This is a genomic window from Streptomyces sp. CB01881, from assembly GCF_002953255.1.
Classification (GTDB): Bacteria; Actinomycetota; Actinomycetes; order Streptomycetales; family Streptomycetaceae; genus Kitasatospora.
Map to the genome: position 1 here is coordinate 1,389,398 of NZ_CP026498.1, position 17,472 is coordinate 1,406,869.

At 73.3% G+C, this 17,472-nt stretch carries 17 protein-coding genes and 3 pseudogenes; 11 read left to right on the forward strand and 9 right to left on the reverse strand.

Annotated elements, in window-relative coordinates; genetic code table 11:
• Positions 1-7: 7 nt before the first annotated feature.
• The 3 genes and pseudogenes from C2142_RS39400 to C2142_RS06110 all read right to left on the reverse strand — a co-directional run bounded on the left by C2142_RS39400 (position 8) and on the right by C2142_RS06110 (position 1,707).
• Positions 8-610 (reverse strand): PQQ-binding-like beta-propeller repeat protein, encoded by a 603-nt coding sequence (locus C2142_RS39400; RefSeq protein WP_241003120.1) that lies wholly within the window; start codon positions 608-610, stop codon positions 8-10.
• Positions 590-895: pseudogene (locus C2142_RS39405) on the reverse strand (ABC transporter ATP-binding protein); the annotation flags it as partial. The pseudogene C2142_RS39405 and the gene C2142_RS39400, both read right to left, overlap by 21 nt.
• 374 nt (positions 896-1,269) lie before the next feature.
• Positions 1,270-1,707, reverse strand: coding sequence for a MarR family transcriptional regulator (locus C2142_RS06110; protein WP_148641443.1), 438 nt, complete (start codon positions 1,705-1,707; stop codon positions 1,270-1,272).
• A gap of 116 nt (positions 1,708-1,823) precedes the next feature.
• Between C2142_RS06110 and C2142_RS06115 the strand changes: the two genes are divergently transcribed.
• The 5 genes from C2142_RS06115 (at position 1,824) to C2142_RS06130 (ending at position 4,968) form a co-directional block, all read left to right on the forward strand.
• On the forward strand, positions 1,824-2,726 hold the full coding sequence (locus C2142_RS06115) for an alpha/beta fold hydrolase (RefSeq protein ID WP_148641444.1): 903 nt from the start codon (positions 1,824-1,826) through the stop codon (positions 2,724-2,726).
• A 70-nt stretch (positions 2,727-2,796) separates the two neighbouring features.
• On the forward strand, positions 2,797-2,937 hold the full coding sequence (locus C2142_RS39410; RefSeq protein ID WP_241002405.1) for a hypothetical protein: 141 nt from the start codon (positions 2,797-2,799) through the stop codon (positions 2,935-2,937).
• Between the two features lie 93 nt (positions 2,938-3,030).
• On the forward strand, positions 3,031-3,183 hold the full coding sequence (locus C2142_RS39415) for a hypothetical protein (RefSeq protein ID WP_241002406.1): 153 nt from the start codon (positions 3,031-3,033) through the stop codon (positions 3,181-3,183).
• A 168-nt stretch (positions 3,184-3,351) separates the two neighbouring features.
• Positions 3,352-4,095 (forward strand): maleylpyruvate isomerase family mycothiol-dependent enzyme, encoded by a 744-nt coding sequence (locus C2142_RS06125; RefSeq protein WP_148641445.1) that lies wholly within the window; start codon positions 3,352-3,354, stop codon positions 4,093-4,095.
• Positions 4,096-4,347: 252 nt separating this feature from the next.
• Positions 4,348-4,968 (forward strand): SMI1/KNR4 family protein, encoded by a 621-nt coding sequence (locus C2142_RS06130; protein ID WP_148641446.1) that lies wholly within the window; start codon positions 4,348-4,350, stop codon positions 4,966-4,968.
• Between the two features lie 1,062 nt (positions 4,969-6,030).
• Here the strand turns inward: C2142_RS06130 and C2142_RS06135 are convergent.
• Entirely contained in the window at positions 6,031-6,294 is a 264-nt protein-coding gene (locus C2142_RS06135) for a dsRBD fold-containing protein (RefSeq protein WP_148641447.1), read from the reverse strand.
• A gap of 329 nt (positions 6,295-6,623) precedes the next feature.
• On the opposite strand from C2142_RS06135, the pseudogene C2142_RS06140 reads away from it, so the two are divergent.
• From C2142_RS06140 to C2142_RS06150, 3 genes and pseudogenes are all read left to right on the forward strand, one after another.
• Positions 6,624-7,472: pseudogene (locus tag C2142_RS06140) on the forward strand (DMT family transporter); the annotation flags it as partial.
• A gap of 439 nt (positions 7,473-7,911) precedes the next feature.
• Entirely contained in the window at positions 7,912-8,556 is a 645-nt protein-coding gene (locus C2142_RS06145; RefSeq protein WP_148641448.1) for a DUF6629 family protein, read from the forward strand.
• Positions 8,557-8,866: 310 nt separating this feature from the next.
• Positions 8,867-9,091 (forward strand): hypothetical protein, encoded by a 225-nt coding sequence (locus tag C2142_RS06150; RefSeq protein ID WP_148641449.1) that lies wholly within the window; start codon positions 8,867-8,869, stop codon positions 9,089-9,091.
• 6 nt (positions 9,092-9,097) lie between these two features.
• Here the strand turns inward: C2142_RS06150 and C2142_RS06155 are convergent, their stop codons facing one another.
• The 3 genes from C2142_RS06155 to C2142_RS06165 form a co-directional block, all read right to left on the reverse strand.
• Positions 9,098-10,441 (reverse strand): MFS transporter, encoded by a 1,344-nt coding sequence (locus C2142_RS06155; protein WP_148641450.1) that lies wholly within the window; start codon positions 10,439-10,441, stop codon positions 9,098-9,100.
• A complete protein-coding gene (locus tag C2142_RS06160; RefSeq protein ID WP_148641451.1) occupies positions 10,438-11,175 on the reverse strand; it encodes a helix-turn-helix domain-containing protein in 738 nt (245 codons plus the stop codon). Before C2142_RS06160 ends, C2142_RS06155 begins: the two co-directional genes overlap by 4 nt.
• Before the next feature lie 117 nt (positions 11,176-11,292).
• Positions 11,293-11,919 carry a hypothetical protein gene (locus C2142_RS06165; protein ID WP_148641452.1) on the reverse strand — a complete coding sequence of 209 codons (627 nt, stop codon included), beginning with the start codon at positions 11,917-11,919 and terminating at the stop codon, positions 11,293-11,295.
• Positions 11,920-12,530: 611 nt separating this feature from the next.
• On the opposite strand from C2142_RS06165, the gene C2142_RS06170 reads away from it, so the two are divergent.
• Complete coding sequence (locus C2142_RS06170; RefSeq protein WP_148641453.1) at positions 12,531-14,348, forward strand: helix-hairpin-helix domain-containing protein; 1,818 nt, start codon at positions 12,531-12,533, stop codon at positions 14,346-14,348.
• A gap of 344 nt (positions 14,349-14,692) precedes the next feature.
• On the opposite strand, the gene C2142_RS06175 is transcribed toward C2142_RS06170, so the two are convergent.
• Both C2142_RS06175 and C2142_RS06180 read right to left on the reverse strand, forming a co-directional pair.
• A complete protein-coding gene (locus C2142_RS06175) occupies positions 14,693-15,388 on the reverse strand; it encodes a response regulator transcription factor (RefSeq protein ID WP_148642220.1) in 696 nt (231 codons plus the stop codon).
• 186 nt (positions 15,389-15,574) lie between these two features.
• Entirely contained in the window at positions 15,575-16,009 is a 435-nt protein-coding gene (locus tag C2142_RS06180) for a hypothetical protein (RefSeq protein ID WP_148641454.1), read from the reverse strand.
• Between C2142_RS06180 and C2142_RS06185 the strand changes: the two genes are divergently transcribed.
• Together C2142_RS06185 and C2142_RS39420 are read left to right on the forward strand one after the other, a co-directional pair.
• Positions 15,997-17,151, forward strand: a complete 1,155-nt coding sequence (locus C2142_RS06185) for a hypothetical protein (protein ID WP_174315592.1) — start codon at positions 15,997-15,999, stop codon at positions 17,149-17,151. The genes C2142_RS06180 and C2142_RS06185 overlap by 13 nt on opposite strands.
• Before the next feature lie 179 nt (positions 17,152-17,330).
• Positions 17,331-17,472, forward strand: a pseudogene (locus C2142_RS39420) (IS5/IS1182 family transposase); the annotation flags it as partial.

Genomic DNA, 17,472 nt, shown 5'->3' on the forward strand with positions numbered 1-17,472 from the left:
TCCCCCGTCACCCGTCCCGGACGGCGACCAGCTCGCGCCCACGCAGGGTGTAGAGCAGGCCGCGCTCGTCGGCCGCCAGCCGGGCGCCGCTGTACCACTCGGAGTCGACCTCCAGCAGGACGGTGGCGGTCAGGGTCTCCGGGTCGAGCCGGAACAGCGTCCGCTCGCTGATCCCGTACAGCCGGCCGCGCGCCACCAGCAGCCGCGGGTTGGCCGCGGTGACCGCCCGCAGGTCGGCGCGCGGGCCGACCACGGGGACGCGGCCGCCGTCCCTCCCCGGCCGCCCCTCCTGCCCGGCCCACCCGGTCCACCCCGTCCGTCCGGCCCGTCCGGCCCTCAGGTCGACGGCGAAGGCCTGCCCGTCGACCGTGATCCCGTACAGCCGGTGGCCGTGCACCACCAGGCTGCTGATGCCGGAACCGAAGTCGGTTCCGGTCCGCCAGAGTTCGCGCCCGGCCGCCAGGTCCCAGGCCGCCAGGCCGCCGCGCGGGCCGGTGGCCTTGGCGTTGTCGCCGCCCAGGAACGCCTGGCCGTGCCCGGCCGCAACCGCCCGTACCAACTGCTCGGCGCCCAACGGGTCGACGTGGACGACCACCCGGCCGTGCCGCATCACCAGGACCTCGTCACAGAGGTGGCGGACCAGCGCGAGGTCGTGCGAGATGAACACCCGCCCGATGCCGGTCCGCGTCCGCAGGTCGGCGAGGAGGTTGAGGATCTGCGCCTGGACGGAGACGTCCAGCGCCGAGGTCGGCTCGTCAACCACCAGCACCTCCGGCCCGACGGCGAGCGCCCGGGCGATCGCCACCCGCTGGCGCTGGCCGCCGGAGAGCCGGTGCGGCAGGGCGTCGAGCAACGCCGTTGACAGGCCGACCAGTTCGCAGAGCTCGCCGACCCGGTCGGCCGGCAGTCCGTGCACGACGAGCGGCTCGGCGAGCGCCGGGGCAACTACGAGGAGCGGTGCGGCCTCGCCGTCTCCCCCGATCTGCGGCAGTGGCACCGCCTCACCCCGGACGCCCCCTGGCTCGGCGTCCGCTACGCCGACGTGGTCGCGGCCCGGGGCAGTTGGCACCTGTACTACGAGCAGACCCGGCCGGACGGCGCCCACGAGCTGAGGGTCGCCGTCCTCGACGAGTTCGCCGGCCTGAAGCCTCTGAAGCCCCACTGGCAGCTTCCGGTTGCCGTAGCCCCCGGGCCCCCTTCCCCGCACCGGACCCCCGCACCGCCCCCGGTCCGCCCCGGGCCCCGCCTCGGGGGCCCGGGGCGGACCACTCAGTCCGTCTCACGGGCCGCGGTGACCACCTCCGTCATCGCCAGCAGGAAGCGCCGGGCCGCCGCCAACTCCCCCGCGTCGAAGCGGCCCATCGCGGCCACCAGGTCGGCGATCAGGCCGCCGAAGAAGGCCTGCCCCAGCTCCATCGCCTGCTCCTCCACCACCAGCCTGACCTTGCGGCGGTCCCCCGGGTCGCGCTCGCGCCGGATCAGGCCGAGCCGCTCCAACCGGTCGATCAGGCCGGTGGTCCCGGCCGAGTTGAGCCGCAGCGCCTCGCCGAGCCGCCCGGGGGTCACCACCGTCCCGGCCCGCGCGGCGTCCAGCAGGTGAATCAGCGCCCGCAGGTCGGTCGGGTGCAGGCCGTGACGTCCGGCGAACTCGGCCCCGAACAGGTCGAGTTCGACGGTCAGCCCGCGCAGCAGATGGACCAGTTGCATTGGTTCCTCGGTTTCGTCCACCCTGCCATTCTTCCGTGGGCACGCCCGTGCGACTATTCTCTCGCTCAGCGAGATTATTGATCAGCGAGTGAGTTCGCGATCCACCGGAGGACACGATGGCAGCACGCTCCACCAGGACGTCCGGCACCGCCGACCCCGCCGCACCCCCGGAAGCCAGCCTCGGCCGCTTCCTCGCCGCGTACGACGCGGCCCTGGCCCGCTGGCCCGTCCCCATCGAGGCCCTCACCGTCCGCACCCCGCACGGCACCACCCGGGTCAACGCCTGTGGCCCCCGCGACGGCCGCCCGCTGGTGCTGCTCCACGGCGGCGGCGCCACCTCCACCAGCTGGCTCGCCAACGTCGGGGCGCTCGCCTCCGCGGGCCACCGGGTCCTCGCCGTCGACCTCATCGGCGACCCCGGTCGCAGCATCCTCGACGGCCCGCCACTCAACGGCGTGCCCGGTCTGCTGGGCTGGCTGGACGCCGTCCTCGACGGGCTCTCCGTCCCCGAGGCCGACCTCTGCGGCCACTCGTACGGCGCCTGGATCGCGCTGGAATACGCACTGCACGCCCCGGCGCGCATCCGGCGGCTGGCCCTGCTCGACCCCACCCAGTGCTTCGCCGGCCTCCGCCCGGGCTACCTGCTGCGCGTGCTCCCCATCTTCCTGCCGCCCCGCACCGCCGGGAGGACCCGCTCCTACCTCGACTGGGAGACCCGCGGCACCGGCCTCGACCCCGCCTGGCGCGAGGTCTACGCCCTCGGCCACGCCGGCTTCCCCGCCACCCGCCCGATCACCGGCCCGCGCCCGGCCCGCGCCCGCCTCCGTGCCCTCACCGCCCCCACCCTGGTCCTGCTCGCCGAACAGAGCCGCCCGCACGATGCCCGCCGCCTCGCCGACCTGGCCCGGCAGGCCCTCCCCACCGCCACCGTGACCGTCCTGCCCGGTCTCTCCCACCACAACCTCCTGACCGCCCGACCGGCCGAACTCAACGACCACATCACCGAGTTCCTCGCCTGACTCCGCCGGGACCGACGGACCCTCCCGGGAGACCGCCTGACACCATGAGGCGACGAACCCGGACCAGCCCGTGCCCCGCGAGGTGAAGGCCGTCGACACACCCGCACTGCTCGGGCTGGAGCAGCGGGCCTTCGAACTCCGCCTCGGCCAACGTCTGGACCCGGCGCGGACGGCAACCGTCGCGGCACCCGACCGACCCCACTACCTGTAGCCGGCGCTGTGGCACAACCTGTCCCACCGCCCGTCCGTCCCGAGCCAGTTGCGATGCGAGCCACTGATCACACTGCGCGCGGGAGAGCACCCGGTGAGCCTGCTCGACGTGCTCCCCGACGGCTTCGGCCCGCTGCCGAGGGTGACCTCACGTGACGAGGGCACCCGCATCCGCCGACTCCTCGACGGCGCCCCGTCAGTCCGGGAACGGCTCCTGCACACGGGCGGGCAGCGCCCTTCCCCGTGAAGCCACGCGCACGCCCGGATCCGGATCCGCGCGGATCCGCATCGGGGCGGGTCTGCATCAGGGCGGGTCCGCACCGGGGTGGACCTGCATCGGGGCGGATCCGCACCGGGGTGGGCCGGGGAGGGCCCGCGGCACCGTCGCGGTCGGCCGTCGGGCAGTCTCGTCGTCATGACCCCACCCCTCAACGCCTCCCGGTCCGCCCTCATCGACGAACTGGCCCACTCCGGCGCCAGGCTCGCCGGCACTCTCGCCGCCCTGACCGGGGACGACCTGCGCGCCGCCTCCGCCCTCCCCGGCTGGACCCGCGCACACGTCGTCGCCCACCTCGCCCGCAGCGCCGACGCCTACCGCCGGCTGCTGAACACCGCCCGTACCGGCGTCGAACCGGGGCCGCGCCCCGACGCCGGAGCCCTGGCCCGCGCCGTCGAGAACAGCACGGCCCGACCGGCCCCCGACCTGGTGAACGACCTGCACGACTCCCTCGCCGCCCTCATCGAGGACGCGCGGTCCATGCCCGCCACCGCATGGGACGCGGAGGTGACGGCGGCAGCCGGCTGGCCGCACCCGGCGCGGTTCACCCTGTACCGCTGCTGGCGCGAGCTGGAGGCCCACCACACCGACCTGGCTGCCGGCCACGGCCCGTCCGACTGGCCCGCCCCCTACGTCGCCTGGGCGCTCGACGACACCCTCACCACCCTGGCCGCCCTCGACTTCCCGCTCGGCCGGGTCGACGCCGTCGACCTGGGCCGACGATGGACCCTCGCGCCGTCCGGCCCCGCCGTCACCGCCCCCGGCCACGCCATCCTCGCCTGGCTCACCGGCCGCGCCGGCACCGCCCCCCTCACCATCACCGGCGGCCCCCTCCCCACACCCCCGGCCTGGCCACTCCCTCCGACACGGACCTGGACCTGACCGGTCACCGCACTCGCCGTCAGCACTCTCCCTGGCCGTCAGCACACTCCCTGGCCAGGTCTCGGCCTGCGACGACGCGGACCTCCTGTTCTCCGCCCTTGCCCGCCCCCATGGAAGCGCGGCGAACACGGAGCGGGAGAAGGTGATACGCCTGACGGTTTCCACCGCGCGGCGTGGGGCCCGTTCGGCTCCGGCAGCCCGCAACCTCGGAGCGGGGTGCCGGTGTCGGAGCGGCCTGGGAGACTGCCGGCCATGACGCCCATTGATCACGGTGTGCGGGAATCGTGGGACCGCATCGACGGCCGGCTGAGCGCGCACGTCCGAAAGGCCCCCGTCAGGCCGGCAGTGGATGCGACGCGCCTCCGTGCAGTCGAAGCCGAGCTGGCAGTGACGCTCCCTACCGACGTGCGGGAATGGTGGACCCTGGGCAACGTCAGAGCCGACTACTGGATCCCGGGACCCTTCGCTCCGGTGACGCTGGAGGAGGCCCTGGAGACACGAGAGATCTGGCTTCTCGTCGCGGATCAGGAGGAATCGCACTTCGATCGGAGTGGGGCGGACGAACCCCGGTTCCTGCCGGAGTTCATGCCGATCGCGATGAGTCCTGGTGGTGATGGCCTCATCGTCGATCTTCGGGTCGGCGAGCACCACGGCGCGGTCTTCTTGTGGGATCACGAGCGCAGGGGGCTCGGGACCCCGTTGTGGGACTCCGTCGGCTCGATGCTTCAGGACATCGGCGTCGCACTCGGGTCCCGGACGCCGGTCCTGCGTCGACACACTGCTCCCGGCGGCGCCGAAGCGGCCTGCACCGGCGAGGGCAACGGCTCGGGCGACCAGATCAACGACTCAGCTGATCGCCCGCACACTGCCTGAGGCCGGCTGAGTCTCGAAGAGTCCGGGCCCGTGATCTCCAACTCTCGGTCAGGAGCTGGGCCGTCAGCCCGTCGTGCTGCAGTGGGCTGCGCCCGCCATGGACATGGACGCGCACTCCGCACCCGAGCCGACCCGGCACTGTCCTCCGCATGCTGCAATCGCCGCCGGTCCGCCGGTCCGCCAATCCGGCGATCCGGCGATCCGGCGATCCGGACCTGCTGACCCGATGGCCCCGCCGAGCGCCCGGCGGCCCGCCCTCGCCTCACTCGCGCACTCACCGCACTCGCCGTCGTCTTCCCGACGGACCGCACGCTGCCCGCCCTGACCCCGCGCCCGCGGGGTTGCGCGGACCAGCTGGCCACCGAGAGGTTCACCGACGCCTACTGGACGGGCGCTGTGCCCGGAGTACCGACACGGGCACGAGCCGTCCACCTCCTCGGCCAGATGCGGACCAAGGTCACCCGGCACACCGCTCCCGGCAGTGGACGAAGCCGGTCCGTAGGAGTGGCGGGCCGCTCAACGGGAGGCACCACCTCCGCTCCCAGCCAGGAAGGCAGGAAGGCAGGAAGGCAGGTAAGGACTCTCGGCACAGTGCTCCACATCCTGGGGGAGGGTGTTCCCGGTGACGACTTCGCCACCGGTCAGGACGTGCAGCCTTCGGGCGGGTCGCTCGGAGGGGCGGTCGTGGGCGGCGTGCGAGCGGTGTAGCGGGCAGGCACGAGGGGCGGTCGGCGCCAGGACATCGGCCGGCGAGCCCCAGCGGTCTGCTTCGGTACCGCCAGGGCCGCCGTTCCCTCGTGGTCGGCGGCGCCCGGCGCGCCGCCGCGAACGTGGCCACGGGGGGCCGACCGCAGGGGGGCCGCAGCTGGCGTCGGCACCCGAGTCCGGGACCCAGGGGCTCGGGTTCGCCGACATCCACGACGCCCACGGCAGCCACGGGAGCCACGGGAGCCACGGCGCTGGACCTGCCGGGGCCGCCGTCGTTCCCCGCAGCCGCGGACACGCCCAGACGAGCCCCGGTCGGTCGGCGAACGGCCCGGCGGGTGCCGGCGGGCCCGCTCGTCAGTAGATCAGGTAGCCGGGCCGGTGGCCCTCGTCCTCGATCTCCCCTGTGGCCTGTGCCCTCAGCTTGCGGGACAGCTCCTCCAGTGCGCGGGAGGCCGCGACCTCCTCGCCGATGCGGGCGAGCGGGCGGTCCTCCGCGCTCTTGACCGCCTCCCCGTGCGCGCTGAGGCCCGGCGCCCTCGCGCCGGTCAGCCGGGCGTTGCACCCCGTGTGCACACCGTCTTCCTCGAAGCTCAGCTCCACGTCCCATTGGTTGTGCATGCCACACCTCCTGGTGCCGGCCCCCGACCTGCCTGCTCAGACCGGCACGGACACGGACCCCGTGGCGGCTGCTCACACCAGCGTGCGCCCGCTGCGCCCGAGGCGGCAAGCGCGGCGGGCCTGGCCGGGCGGGCACGGTGGGCCCCGCCTTCCGGGCGCGGTGGGCACCTCCTTCCGGGCGTCACGGGCCCGCCCTTCGCCTCCTCTGCGGCTGCGTCCCGGGGGTCGGCGCCCCGCCCCGGCGGTAGGCTGGCGACAGCGCGCCACGACCGAGGCCGAACCACGGACCGCCGGTCCGGTGCCGGCAGCGACGTTCGGGTGGTCCCTCCGTGGCGGTCTTCCTTCTCGCACTCAGCGCCGCCTGTTGTCTGGGCCTCGGCTTCGTCCTCCAGCAGCACGCGGCACAGCGGGCGCCGCGCTCCGACCTGCTGCACTGGCGACTGCTGCTCGACCTGCTGCGGATGCGCGAGTGGCTGCTCGGCACCGGTTTCATGGTCAGCGGCCTGATCCTCTCCGCCCTCGCCCTCAACAAGGGCGAGGTCTCGCTGGTCGAACCCCTCCTCGCCACCAACCTGTTGTTCGCGATGGCACTCTCCCGGGTGCTCACCCGCCAGAGCCTCGGCCGCTCCGGCTGGGCCGGCGTGCTACTGCTCGGCCTCGGCGTGACCGCCTTCATCGTGGCGGGCCGCCCCACCGGCGGCGGCCCACCAGCCGGGGAGCTGCGACATTGGCTGGTCGTCGGCACGGTCACCGGACTGACGCTGCTGCTGGTCTCCTTCGCCCGCCGACTCCCGCTGTTCGAGGAGGCCACCCTGCTCGCGCTGGCCGCCGGCCTGCTGTACGGACTCCAGGACGCGCTCACCCGGACCACCACCCAACGCCTCGACCACGACGGGCTCGACGCCGTACTGCGCAGCTGGCAGCCGTACGCCGTGGTGGCGGCGGGCGTGGTCGGACTGCTGCTGGTGCAGAGCGCGTTCGAGGCCGCGCCACTGCGGATGTCCCTGCCCGCGCTGACGGCTGCGCAGCCGATCGCCGGAATCGCCTGCGCGGTCGGGTTCCTCGGCGACCGCCTGCGGGTCACCCCCGGCGCGCTGGCCTGGCAGGTGGCCGGGCTGGTGGCCATCGTCATCGGCGTGATCGTGATCGGCCGCCACCCCGCCATGCCAGGCACCGCGCACGACCGCCGGGACAGCGCCGTCCAACCCGCCCAAGCCGGGGCCCCGGCCGGGGAGGCGAGGGCGACGGGGTCGGCGGGGTCGGGCGGGGAAGCGAGGGCGGCGGGGTCAACAGGGTCGGCAGGGGAAGCGGGGCAGGCAGCGCCGGCCGGCCGCGGCAACCCCGCCATCAGCACGGACGGCACCGATCCTCCACGTCCGGACCCCTCCGGCTCGCCGGGCGCCACGGGCTCCCCCGACTCGCCCGACTCCGGCGGCTCCGGCAGCTCCAGCTCCGGCGGCTCCGGCGGCTCCGGCGGCTCCAGCTCCGGCGGCTCCCGGTAGCCGGCCGGACGGCAGCGGGACCAACGGCAGCCACGCCCATGGCAGCAGAAGCAACGGCAGCAGGAGATGCGGCGGAGAGGCGGCGGCGGAGAGGCGGCGGCGGAGAGGCGGCGAGATGTGCTGGAGCGCGCAGGCGGATCTGATCGCCGGCGGAGTGGTGTCGGGCATCGGTGTGCTCTGCCTGGTCCGGACCCACCACGCCGGACGGCCGGAGCGGATGCTGCTCGCCGCGCTCCCCCTTGTCCTGGGCGTGCACCAGTTGATCGAGGCCGCCGTCTGGTACGGCAGCGACGGCGGTGCCCCCGCCGTACCGGCCGACTGGGCACGTACCGCCTGGGCGGTGATCGCGCTGCCGCTGCTGCCCGTGCTCGTTCCGGCCGGTGTCTGGTGCGCGGCCCGCGAACCGGCCCGACGGCGAATCGTCCTGCCCTTTCTCCTCCTCGGCCTGCTCGTCGCCGTCCCGCTCGCCGTGGCCGTCGCCACCCACCCGGTGGCGGCCACCGAACACGGCCACACTCTCAGCTACGCCATCGGCCTCCCCCACCCTGCCGTCCTCCTGACCGGGTACCTGCTCGCCACCGTCGGTTCGCTCCTCGTCAGCGGCGACCGCCTGCTGCGCCGCCTCGGCCTTCTCACCGGCGTGGGTGCCGTGGTCTGCGCGCTGCTGTGGCGGCTCGCCTTCGTCTCCACGTGGTGTGCCCTCGCCGCCCTCGCGAGCCTGGTCCTCCTCCGATGGACCGGCCGCCCAACGCACGAGTGACGGCCGCATGACTGACTACCGCAGGATTGACTACCGCAAGACCGACAGCCGCAGGACCGACGGGCCCCCGCTGGCCGTCGACGGTCGACCACCCGGCACCCGATCGCCGCGGCCCCCGACCACCCGGCCCCGACCGCCCCCTCGATCACGTGAAAACCCGGGCGCGGGCCGTGCCGGGCGGGGCAGAATGTCCGCCATGACTGATCCGAACTCCGACTGGGTCACCGTTGTGGCCTACGAGAACGTGTCCGGTCGCCTTCATCCGCTGGCCTCCGTCCGCGCTTGACTGCGTGACCGCGGAATCGACTGGATGCCCTTCACCGCCGACGAGATCCGCTGGGGCCTCACCTGCGGCCGTGACTCCGACGGCCGCTGGCGCGGCTGGATCATCGTTCGCGTGCAGGCCTCGGCGCTCAGCCGGCTCGGGCTCCACCCCGACCAGCCGTCCGCAACGGTCACCGGGCCGACCCCTCCGGGCTGGTGGCACGCCGCCGCAGAACGCAACCCCCATCAGCAGTTCGGCATCCGCTTCTGAGCCGTGCTACGCCGCCAGCGTCGGCCCCGGGGGATTCTCGATCGCGCTCGCCGGACCGTGACCGCGCAGGCGGTCCATCTCCCGCCACTCCGGGCGGAGACCGGCGAGCGTGGTGGTCGCGAAGTACAGACCACCGGAGACAAGCAGCACGGGTATCAGACCGGTGAGAGAGATGGCGGCGCCGGCGAGGAGGCCGCCGAGGGGGATGCCGGCCCAGGCGAGGGAGTCACCGAGGGCTCCGACGCGGCCGAGCAGATGGCGCGGCACACGTTCGAAGAGCATCGCGCCGAGGATCGGGTTGAGGAAGCCGGAACCGAAACCGCCCACCGCGAAGACGACGAGCACGACGCCCATCGGCGCGCCCATGGCAAGGACCAGGAACCTCGGGGCGCCGCAGAGCAGGAAGCCGGTGAAGAACACGACCCGGCGCGGGAGCCTGTGGGCGAAGGCCGCCGCTATCAGGCTGCCGCCGACCGCGGCGATCCCCCAGACGCTGCCGGTGAGGCCGATGACCGCCGGGCCGCCCCCGGACTCCTGTGCCCAGACCGGGACGAGGACCGTCATGAACCCGGCGTCCAGCAGATTCGTCACGCCGATCATCACGATCACGGTGAGCATCAACGGCTCGGTCCGTACGAAGGAGAAGCCCTCCCGGAACATCTGCCAGTAGCCGGCCTGCTGCTGTGCCTCGCCCTCCCCGGCTTCCGCCGGCGGCGGGGTGGCGGCCGCCCGGCCCATGCCGCGCGGCAGGACGAGCGAGATGACCAGCGAGCCCAGTGCGAAGGCGACGGCGTTCACCGTCAGACCGGCCATCGGGCCGAGCAGGGCGATCAGCCCGCCGCCGACCGCCGGGCCGACCGTCGAGGCCAGCCGCTCGGTGACCCCGGCGAGGCCGGTGGCCCGTTCCAGCGGTACGCGGGCCCGGTCGGCCGCCTCGGGGACCATCACCTCCTTGGCCAGGTCACCCGGACCACGAACGGCTCCGACCAGCCCGACCATGACCAGCAGCAACCAGAACGGCAGCACGCCCAGGCCGTGCAGCAGCGGGATCAGGCCCGCGGCGACGGCGCTCACCGCATCGGTGGTCCAGGAGATGACCCGCGGGCCCAGACGGTCCACGACCGGCCCGGCAAGTGCCTTGACCAGGACATACGGCGCCATCTCGACGAAGGCGACGACGCCCGTCATGGTGGCGCTGCCGGTGGTGGCGAGGACGAACCACGGTAAGGCGATCGCCGAGACCCGCGTCCCCGTCAGGGAGATCGCCATGGCCCCGAGCACCCCCGCCAACGGCCGGACCGTTCGCGGCGAACCGGCGGCCTCCGGGGCCGCAACGGGGACGGTGGTCATGACCGGCCCTCCGATTCGTCCGTCTCGGGGCCGCTCGCGGGGTCGGGCAGCACCTGGAACACCACCGCGACCCGTTCCGCCCCCTCCGGCACGGCCCCGAGCGAGGAATCGGACACGGCCCCGGACTCGGACGCAGAAGCGGAGTCGGGGCCGGGGCCGGGGCCGGGGCCGGACGCGGATGCGGGCTCGGACTCGGTCCCCGTTCCTGGCGCCCGTCGGTAGCGCCCGACCACCTCCGCCACCTCGTCGGCGAGGCGGCGCGCCTCCTCCGGCGTCAGCAGCAGCGACCAGTCGCTGAAGTCGAAGGAGTGCCGCCACTCCCGGGGCATGGTCTCGAAGGAGTTCAGTGCTCGCTGGGTGGTCAACGCATTGGCGGCAACGACCGACCGCAGGTAGGAGAGCGCGGCCTCGGGCTCCTCGTCGGCCAAGTCCCGGTCCGCGAACCAGGTCATCTGGTGGAGCGGCTTCCACCAGCGCTCGCGGGCGTTCCCGCGCTCGGTGTCCTCCGCGACGAAACCCGCGGCCGCCAGCTGGCGCAGGTGGTAGCTGGTCGCCCCCGACGTCAGCCCCATCCGCTCGGCGAGCCTGGTCGCCGTGGACGGCCCGTGCCGGCGCAGCAGCCCGACCAACTGCACGCGCACGGGGTGGGCAAGGGCCCGCAGACCCTTGGCGTCGAGGACGACGACGTCGTTCTGCGGCTCCGGGCCGTGCTGCCACTTCTGCTCTTCGGTCATGGCAGACAGCGTAGGACCGCAAAGACTTCTTCGCAAAGGATTATTTGCGAAGAAGTCTTTGCGGTCCTCGGAGGCCGGACGACCGCGCACCGCCGCGTCGCGAACCCCCGGTGACCGTCAGTCGCGGGCCACCTCCAGGATCAGGACCACGGTGAGCCCGCCGCCCGGAGTGGGCTCCACGGCCAGCCGCCCGCCGGCCGCACGGATCAGCCCGTACCCGGCCGGGCCCACCGGGCCCTCCGGACGCAGCCCGGCGAGCAACCACTCACGGGCCTCCGGGAGTTCACAGGGTCCGCGGTCCACCACCCTCAGCTCCACCCGGGCCCGGTCCGCCACCGGACCGCCCGCACCGGCCGGCCCCGACCCCCGGCCGCGGACGGCCCCCGTGCCGCTCCCGCCGCCCGCGCCGCGCGTACTCCCGAAGCCGCCGATGCCGCCCGAACCCCTCCGGCCGGACACCGCGTCGGCCCGGACCAGCACCCGGTCCCCCGCCGGGTTGCGCCGGATCGCGTGGTCGACCAGTCCGGCCAGCGCGGACTCCAGCCGCCGGGCGTCCACGGCCACCACCGGCAGACCGACCGGTATCCGCACCGAGACCGCCGCCGCACGCCCACCGCCGCGCAGCACCCGCTGCACGACCTCGCCGACCTGGACGTGCTGCGCCTCCGGGCTGCACCCCTCAGTGCGCTCGGTCCAGCGCACCCGCTCCAGCTCGGGCCGGGTGAGCGGGCGCGGTGCGGCCATCTCCCGGGGTGGCGGCCGCCCCGGACCACCGGCCCAGCCGGAACCGGCGCCACCGAACCCGTCCGCGCCCTCGGCGCCGCCCGCACCACCCCCGATCCCGTCGTCCCGGCCACCACCCGAGCCACCGTCCCGGCCGGACCCGCCACGGTGCCCGGACGCCCCGGACCCGCCCGGGCCACCGAGGCCGCCGAAGGCACCGAACCCACCGAGTACCCGGGCACCCGACGCGACATAGCCCCAGAGCTTCCCGCGTGCCATCGCCCTGCCCCTCGTGCATCACCGGCCGCCACCGCCGATCGGGCGGCAGGCCGGACAGGGCCGCGTTTCGGGCCCTTCCGCCAAGCCTGCGCCCCCGCCACCCGGGTGACAATCCGGCTCATGGGCGCAAATCGGCCACCGCACCCCGCCGGTCGGCGGGTGTCGTCCCGGCCGACCGACGGGGCGGGGATCCACCTCCCGGGCCGCACACCCCCCGAGGACCACGTGCTCCGGGTACGCGCGCCCGGGGCCTTCCCGGCACACGCCCCGGGGGCGCACCCTGGGCACGGGGCCCCTTGGCGCACCCGGCCCGACGCCCGGCCCGATCCGGCCGCCGAACCTAGACTGACCCCATGACCCGGCTCAACGACCAGGTCCAGGAGTTGCTCCAGGAGTACGCCGACCTGATCTCGATCACCGGCGGGGACGCCTTCCGGGCCCGCGCCTACGAGAAGGCCGCCCGAGCGGTGGGCGGTTACCCGGAGGACGTCGCCGGACTGGACGCCAAGGGCCTCCAACAGATCCCCGGCGTCGGGAAGTCCACCGCCGAGAAGGTGGCCCAGTACCTCACCACCGGCCGGATGGAGGCCCTGGAGACGCTGCGGGCCGCGATCCCGCCCGGCGTGCGCGAGATGATGGCCGTCCCCAGCATGGGCCCCAAACGCGCCCTCGCCCTCTACCAGGACCTCGGCATCGCCTCGGTCGGCGAACTCGCCGACGCGATCCGCGCGGACCGGCTGAGCGGGGTGGCCGGATTCGGCGAACGCAGCGGAGAGAAGATCCTGCACGGCATCGAGCTGATGCGGCAGTCCGGCGGGCTGACACTGCTCGACGCGGCCACCGAGCAGGCCGAGCAGATCGTCGCGGCGATCGCGGCCGTGCCGGGCTGCACCCGCTGCGCGTACGCGGGTTCACTGCGCCGGATGCGCGAGACGGTCGGCGACATCGACGTGCTCGCGACCGCCGAGGACTCCGCACCGCTGATGGCCGCGCTCACCGAACTCCCCTACGTGGCCGAGGTGATCGTACGCGGCCCGACCAAGACCTCGGTGCGCACGGCGAAGGGCATCCAGGTGGACCTGCGGGTGGTGCCGGAGGAGGACTGGGGCGCGGCGCTGCTGTACTTCACCGGCTCGAAGGCGCACAACATCAAGCTCCGCACCATGGCCGTCCGGACCGGCCTGAAACTCTCCGAGTACGGGCTGTTCGAAGTGGCGAACGCGGGGAACGGGGACAGTTCCGGGAACGGGGAGAGCACCGAAGGCGAGGAGACGACCCAGGAGGCCGAGAGGAGCGCGAGCGGCGCGAACGGCGCGAAGGTGGTCTCGGCCACCGAGGAGGAGGTCTACGCGGCACTCGGGCTGCCGTGGATCGCGCCGCCGTTGCGCGAGGACCGGGGCGAGATCGAGGCGGCGCTACGCCGAGAACTGCCCGAACTGGTCACCGAGGCCGACCTCCGCGGCGACCTGCACACCCACACCGACCTCACCGACGGGCTCGCCGGCCTGGAGGAGATGATCGACACGGCGGCCGCGCGCGGCTACGCCTACTACGCCGTGACCGACCACGCACCCGACCTGGTCATGCAGCGGATGACCGACGAGAAGATGCTCGCCCAGCGTGAACAGTTGCGCGAACTCGCCGGGCGGCACAGGAAGATGCGTCTGCTGCACGGCACCGAGCTGAACATCGGGCCGGAGGGCGGGGTCGACTGGCCCGCCGAGTTCCTGGCCGGCTTCGACGTCTGCGTGGCCTCCGTCCACTCGCACTTCGGTGCGGACCGGGCGACCCAGACCCGCCGGCTGATCCGGGCCTGCGAGAACCCGCACGTCCACGTCATCGGCCACCTCACCACCCGCCGGATCGGCCGGCGGGGGCCGATCGACGTCGACCTGGACGCCGTCTTCGAGGCCGCCGCCCGTACCGGCACGGCGATCGAGGTCAACAGCTCACCGCAGCGGCTCGACCTGCGCGACGAGGACGTGCTGCGGGCGAAGCGGTACGGCGTGAAGTTCTCGATCGACAGCGACGCCCACGCCACCGGGCACCTCGCCTACCCGCGGTACGGAATCGGCACAGCCCAGCGCGCCTGGCTGACCACCGAGGACGTGATCAACGCCTGGCCGTGGCAACGGCTGAAGCGGTTCCTGCGCAAGGACGCGCTGCGGTAGCGGCGGACCCCGCCTCCACCTCGCATCCGACCTGCGAAGTTCGCCCGAGTTTGCGGTAGAAAACCCTGGTGCAACCGACGTGGGAGGAGCATCATGGAGGTGGACCTGCGAGGTAGATGAGGGAGTTCGACCGCAGGAGGCAGTGGCGACAGATCGAGACGGATCAGGGTCTGCCGCTGGTACCTCGGTCGACGATCGAACTGTTAGGCCGGAGGACGCGACGTCCGGAGGCCACCCCCGCCTCGCAGGTTCCGCATGCCCGCACCGCATCGGCCGTACGAGCCGTACACCACTGGCCTGGACCGGACCGGCCGTACACGGCGGGGCCCGTGCGGCGGACACCGCTACGTGGTCGGGACCGCGTACCCCATCTCCCAGGCGTGCACGGCGATGCCGACGCGGTTCTGCACGCCCAGCTTGCGCTGGATGCTGGCGACATGCGTCTTCACCGTGCCCGGTGAGATGAACAGCTCGGCGGCGATGTCGGCGTTGGTACGGCCCGCCGCGACGTGACCGGCGATCTCCACCTCCCGTTCGGTGAGCGGCACCACGGGAGCGCGACGGCTCTCCGGGCGCCGGGGCGCCGTCACGTGCTTCAACAGCCGGACCGTGACGGACGGGCTGATCAGGCTCTCGCCGCTCGCCGCCGCCCGGACCGCCTCGGCCAGCAGCGCCGGACCGGAACGCTTCAGCAGGAAGCCCGACGCGCCGTGCTGAAGAGCCGGGTAGACGTACTCGTCCAGGTCGAAGGTGGTCAGCACCACCACCCGCACCGGCGTGACGGCACCCGGTCCGGCCAGCCGCCGGGTCAGCTCCAGGCCGTCCATCCGGGGCATCCGGATGTCGACCAGTGCGACGTCCGGGCACAGCTGCCCCGCGAGTTCGAGTGCGGCGACGCCGTCGGCCGCCTCGCCGACCACGGTGATGTCGGGCTGGGCCTCAAGGATCCGCCGGACGCTCCGGCGGACCGCCTCCTGGTCGTCCGCGATCAGCGTGCGGATGCGGGCCGGGCCAGCCCCCGGCGGCTCGGCGCCGACCATGGCGGCGGACGCGGCGGCGGACGCGGCGGCGGTGACCGTACCGGGCGCCGCAACAGGTGCCGCACCGGACACCACGGAAGGCACCGCGGCGGGCACCGGATCGTTCGGGCTGCGCTCCGGCTGGGGACTCGTCACGGGGAGCAGTCTCGCACGCACCGCCGGGCCCGCCATGAGCCGCATGCTGGTTCAGGCAGCCTTGCCCGTGAGCTCGGTCGCCCGGCCGTCGCGCAGCACGGTTATGTGCGGCGGGACTTCGACCCTGAACCGGGCGTCGCAGTTGGCCATGCCGCTGCAACTCGCCTCCAGCGTGAGGGTGTCGCCGTCCAGCGCCCACTCGCTCCTCTGCTTGCCCAGGACCTCTGCCTTGAACCAGCGCGTGACCTTGACGTCCTGACTGTCCGTCGCCACCAGATCCGTCGGGACATGGTGACGGGAGACGACGTTGAGCGTGGTACCGCTATAACCGAAGGTCTTGTCCTCCGGCGTGGCGTCGTCGGCCTTCGCACAGCCGGCGACGGTGACCAGCGCGGCGAACGCGACCAGCGCGGCCACGGCGGCAACCACCCGACGAACGGGCGCTCGACGAGCAGGCGTGTCCGGCACGGCCGGTGTGGTGGTCATGGGGTGGCTCCTCCAACGCGAACGACGATGACGGCTACGGCTACGGCTACGGCTACGGCTACGGCTACGGCTACGGCTACGGCTACGGCTACGGCTACGGCTACGGCTACGGCTACGGCTACGGCTACGGCTACGGCTACGGCTACGGCTACGGCTACGGCTACGGCTACGGCTACGGCTACGGCTACGGCTACGGCTACGGCTACGGCTACGGCTACGGCTACGGCTACGGCTACGGCTACGGCTACGGCTACGGCTACGGCTACGGCTACGGCTACGGCTACGGCTACGGCTACGGCTACGGCTACGGCTACGGCTACGGCTACGGCTACGGCTACGGCTACGGCTACGGCTACGGCTACGGCTACGGCTACGGCTACGGCTACGGCTACGGCTACGGCTACGGCTACGGCTACGAGCTTGCCCGTTCCGCGTCGCCCTGCCATCTGCCGTTCGGCAGATATCCGGCCCCGATTTCGCCCCGTTCCGCCCCGTTTTCGCCGCCGACCCCTGCCGAACGGGCCACCCCGCCGGCCGTCCCACGTCCGCCCCGCCTGCTCCACCTGCCGCGCCAGCAAGCGAGTGATGTGCTCTCCGAGGTCGGGTGGGGAAGGCGACAGGGTCCGCCGGCCACCGGCCGGGCCGATCTGCTGACGGCCCGTACGGCCCGTAGTCAACACGTCGTCCCCAGCGCGACCACCCGGGAAGGGGCAGACAGCCGGACGGGAAGTCGTGGTTGCTCTGCACCTCTTTGCGACCGTCGCCAAGGGTCACCGTCACCTCGCATCGGCGCGAGGCGAAGACGGCCGTGGCGTTGCCCGTCAGGAGGGCGTCGATGGTTGCCTCCATCAGATCCAGTTCCTCTACGGACCGGCCGAGTTCCCAGCTCACACCACCTGCTTCGACCCCGAGGACGATGGCAGCGGAGTCCCCCTGGTACAGCCAGGAGAAGCCGAGCGGGCCCGCACGCCCAGGACGGACACGACATCCCAGAACCAACCGTCGTCCCGTTGCTCGACCTCTGCAACGCCCTCAAGGTCCTGCCTCAACCGGTCGACCAGTGTGTTCAGCGTGGTCTTGCGAGGAACCCCGGCCGTTCAGTCCTTCAGGGCCGGGTCAAGTTGACCCTTCGACGTACGTGATCGCCGTCGGCTCCCTCGTTGTGCAGGGCGTCGGACCCTACCGGCCCCGCGATACCGGGCCGTGGTGACAGGCCCCGAGGCAAAGGCCGCCTGATGCGGCGCCTAGGGGCTGTGTGATGTCGTGATCAACATTGCGGTTTCGTGCCCGCCCGAGGGTGGAATCCGGTAGGACGCTGTGTGTGACGCGTAGGCAACTCACCGACGAGCACGTTCATCGAGCCGTACTTGCCGATCGGCGAGTACGGCCCGTACCCCGAGAGGCTGCGGGATCAGTTCGAGGGCGTGATCTGGCGGTTCCGCTCCGGCGCCCAGTGGCGTGGC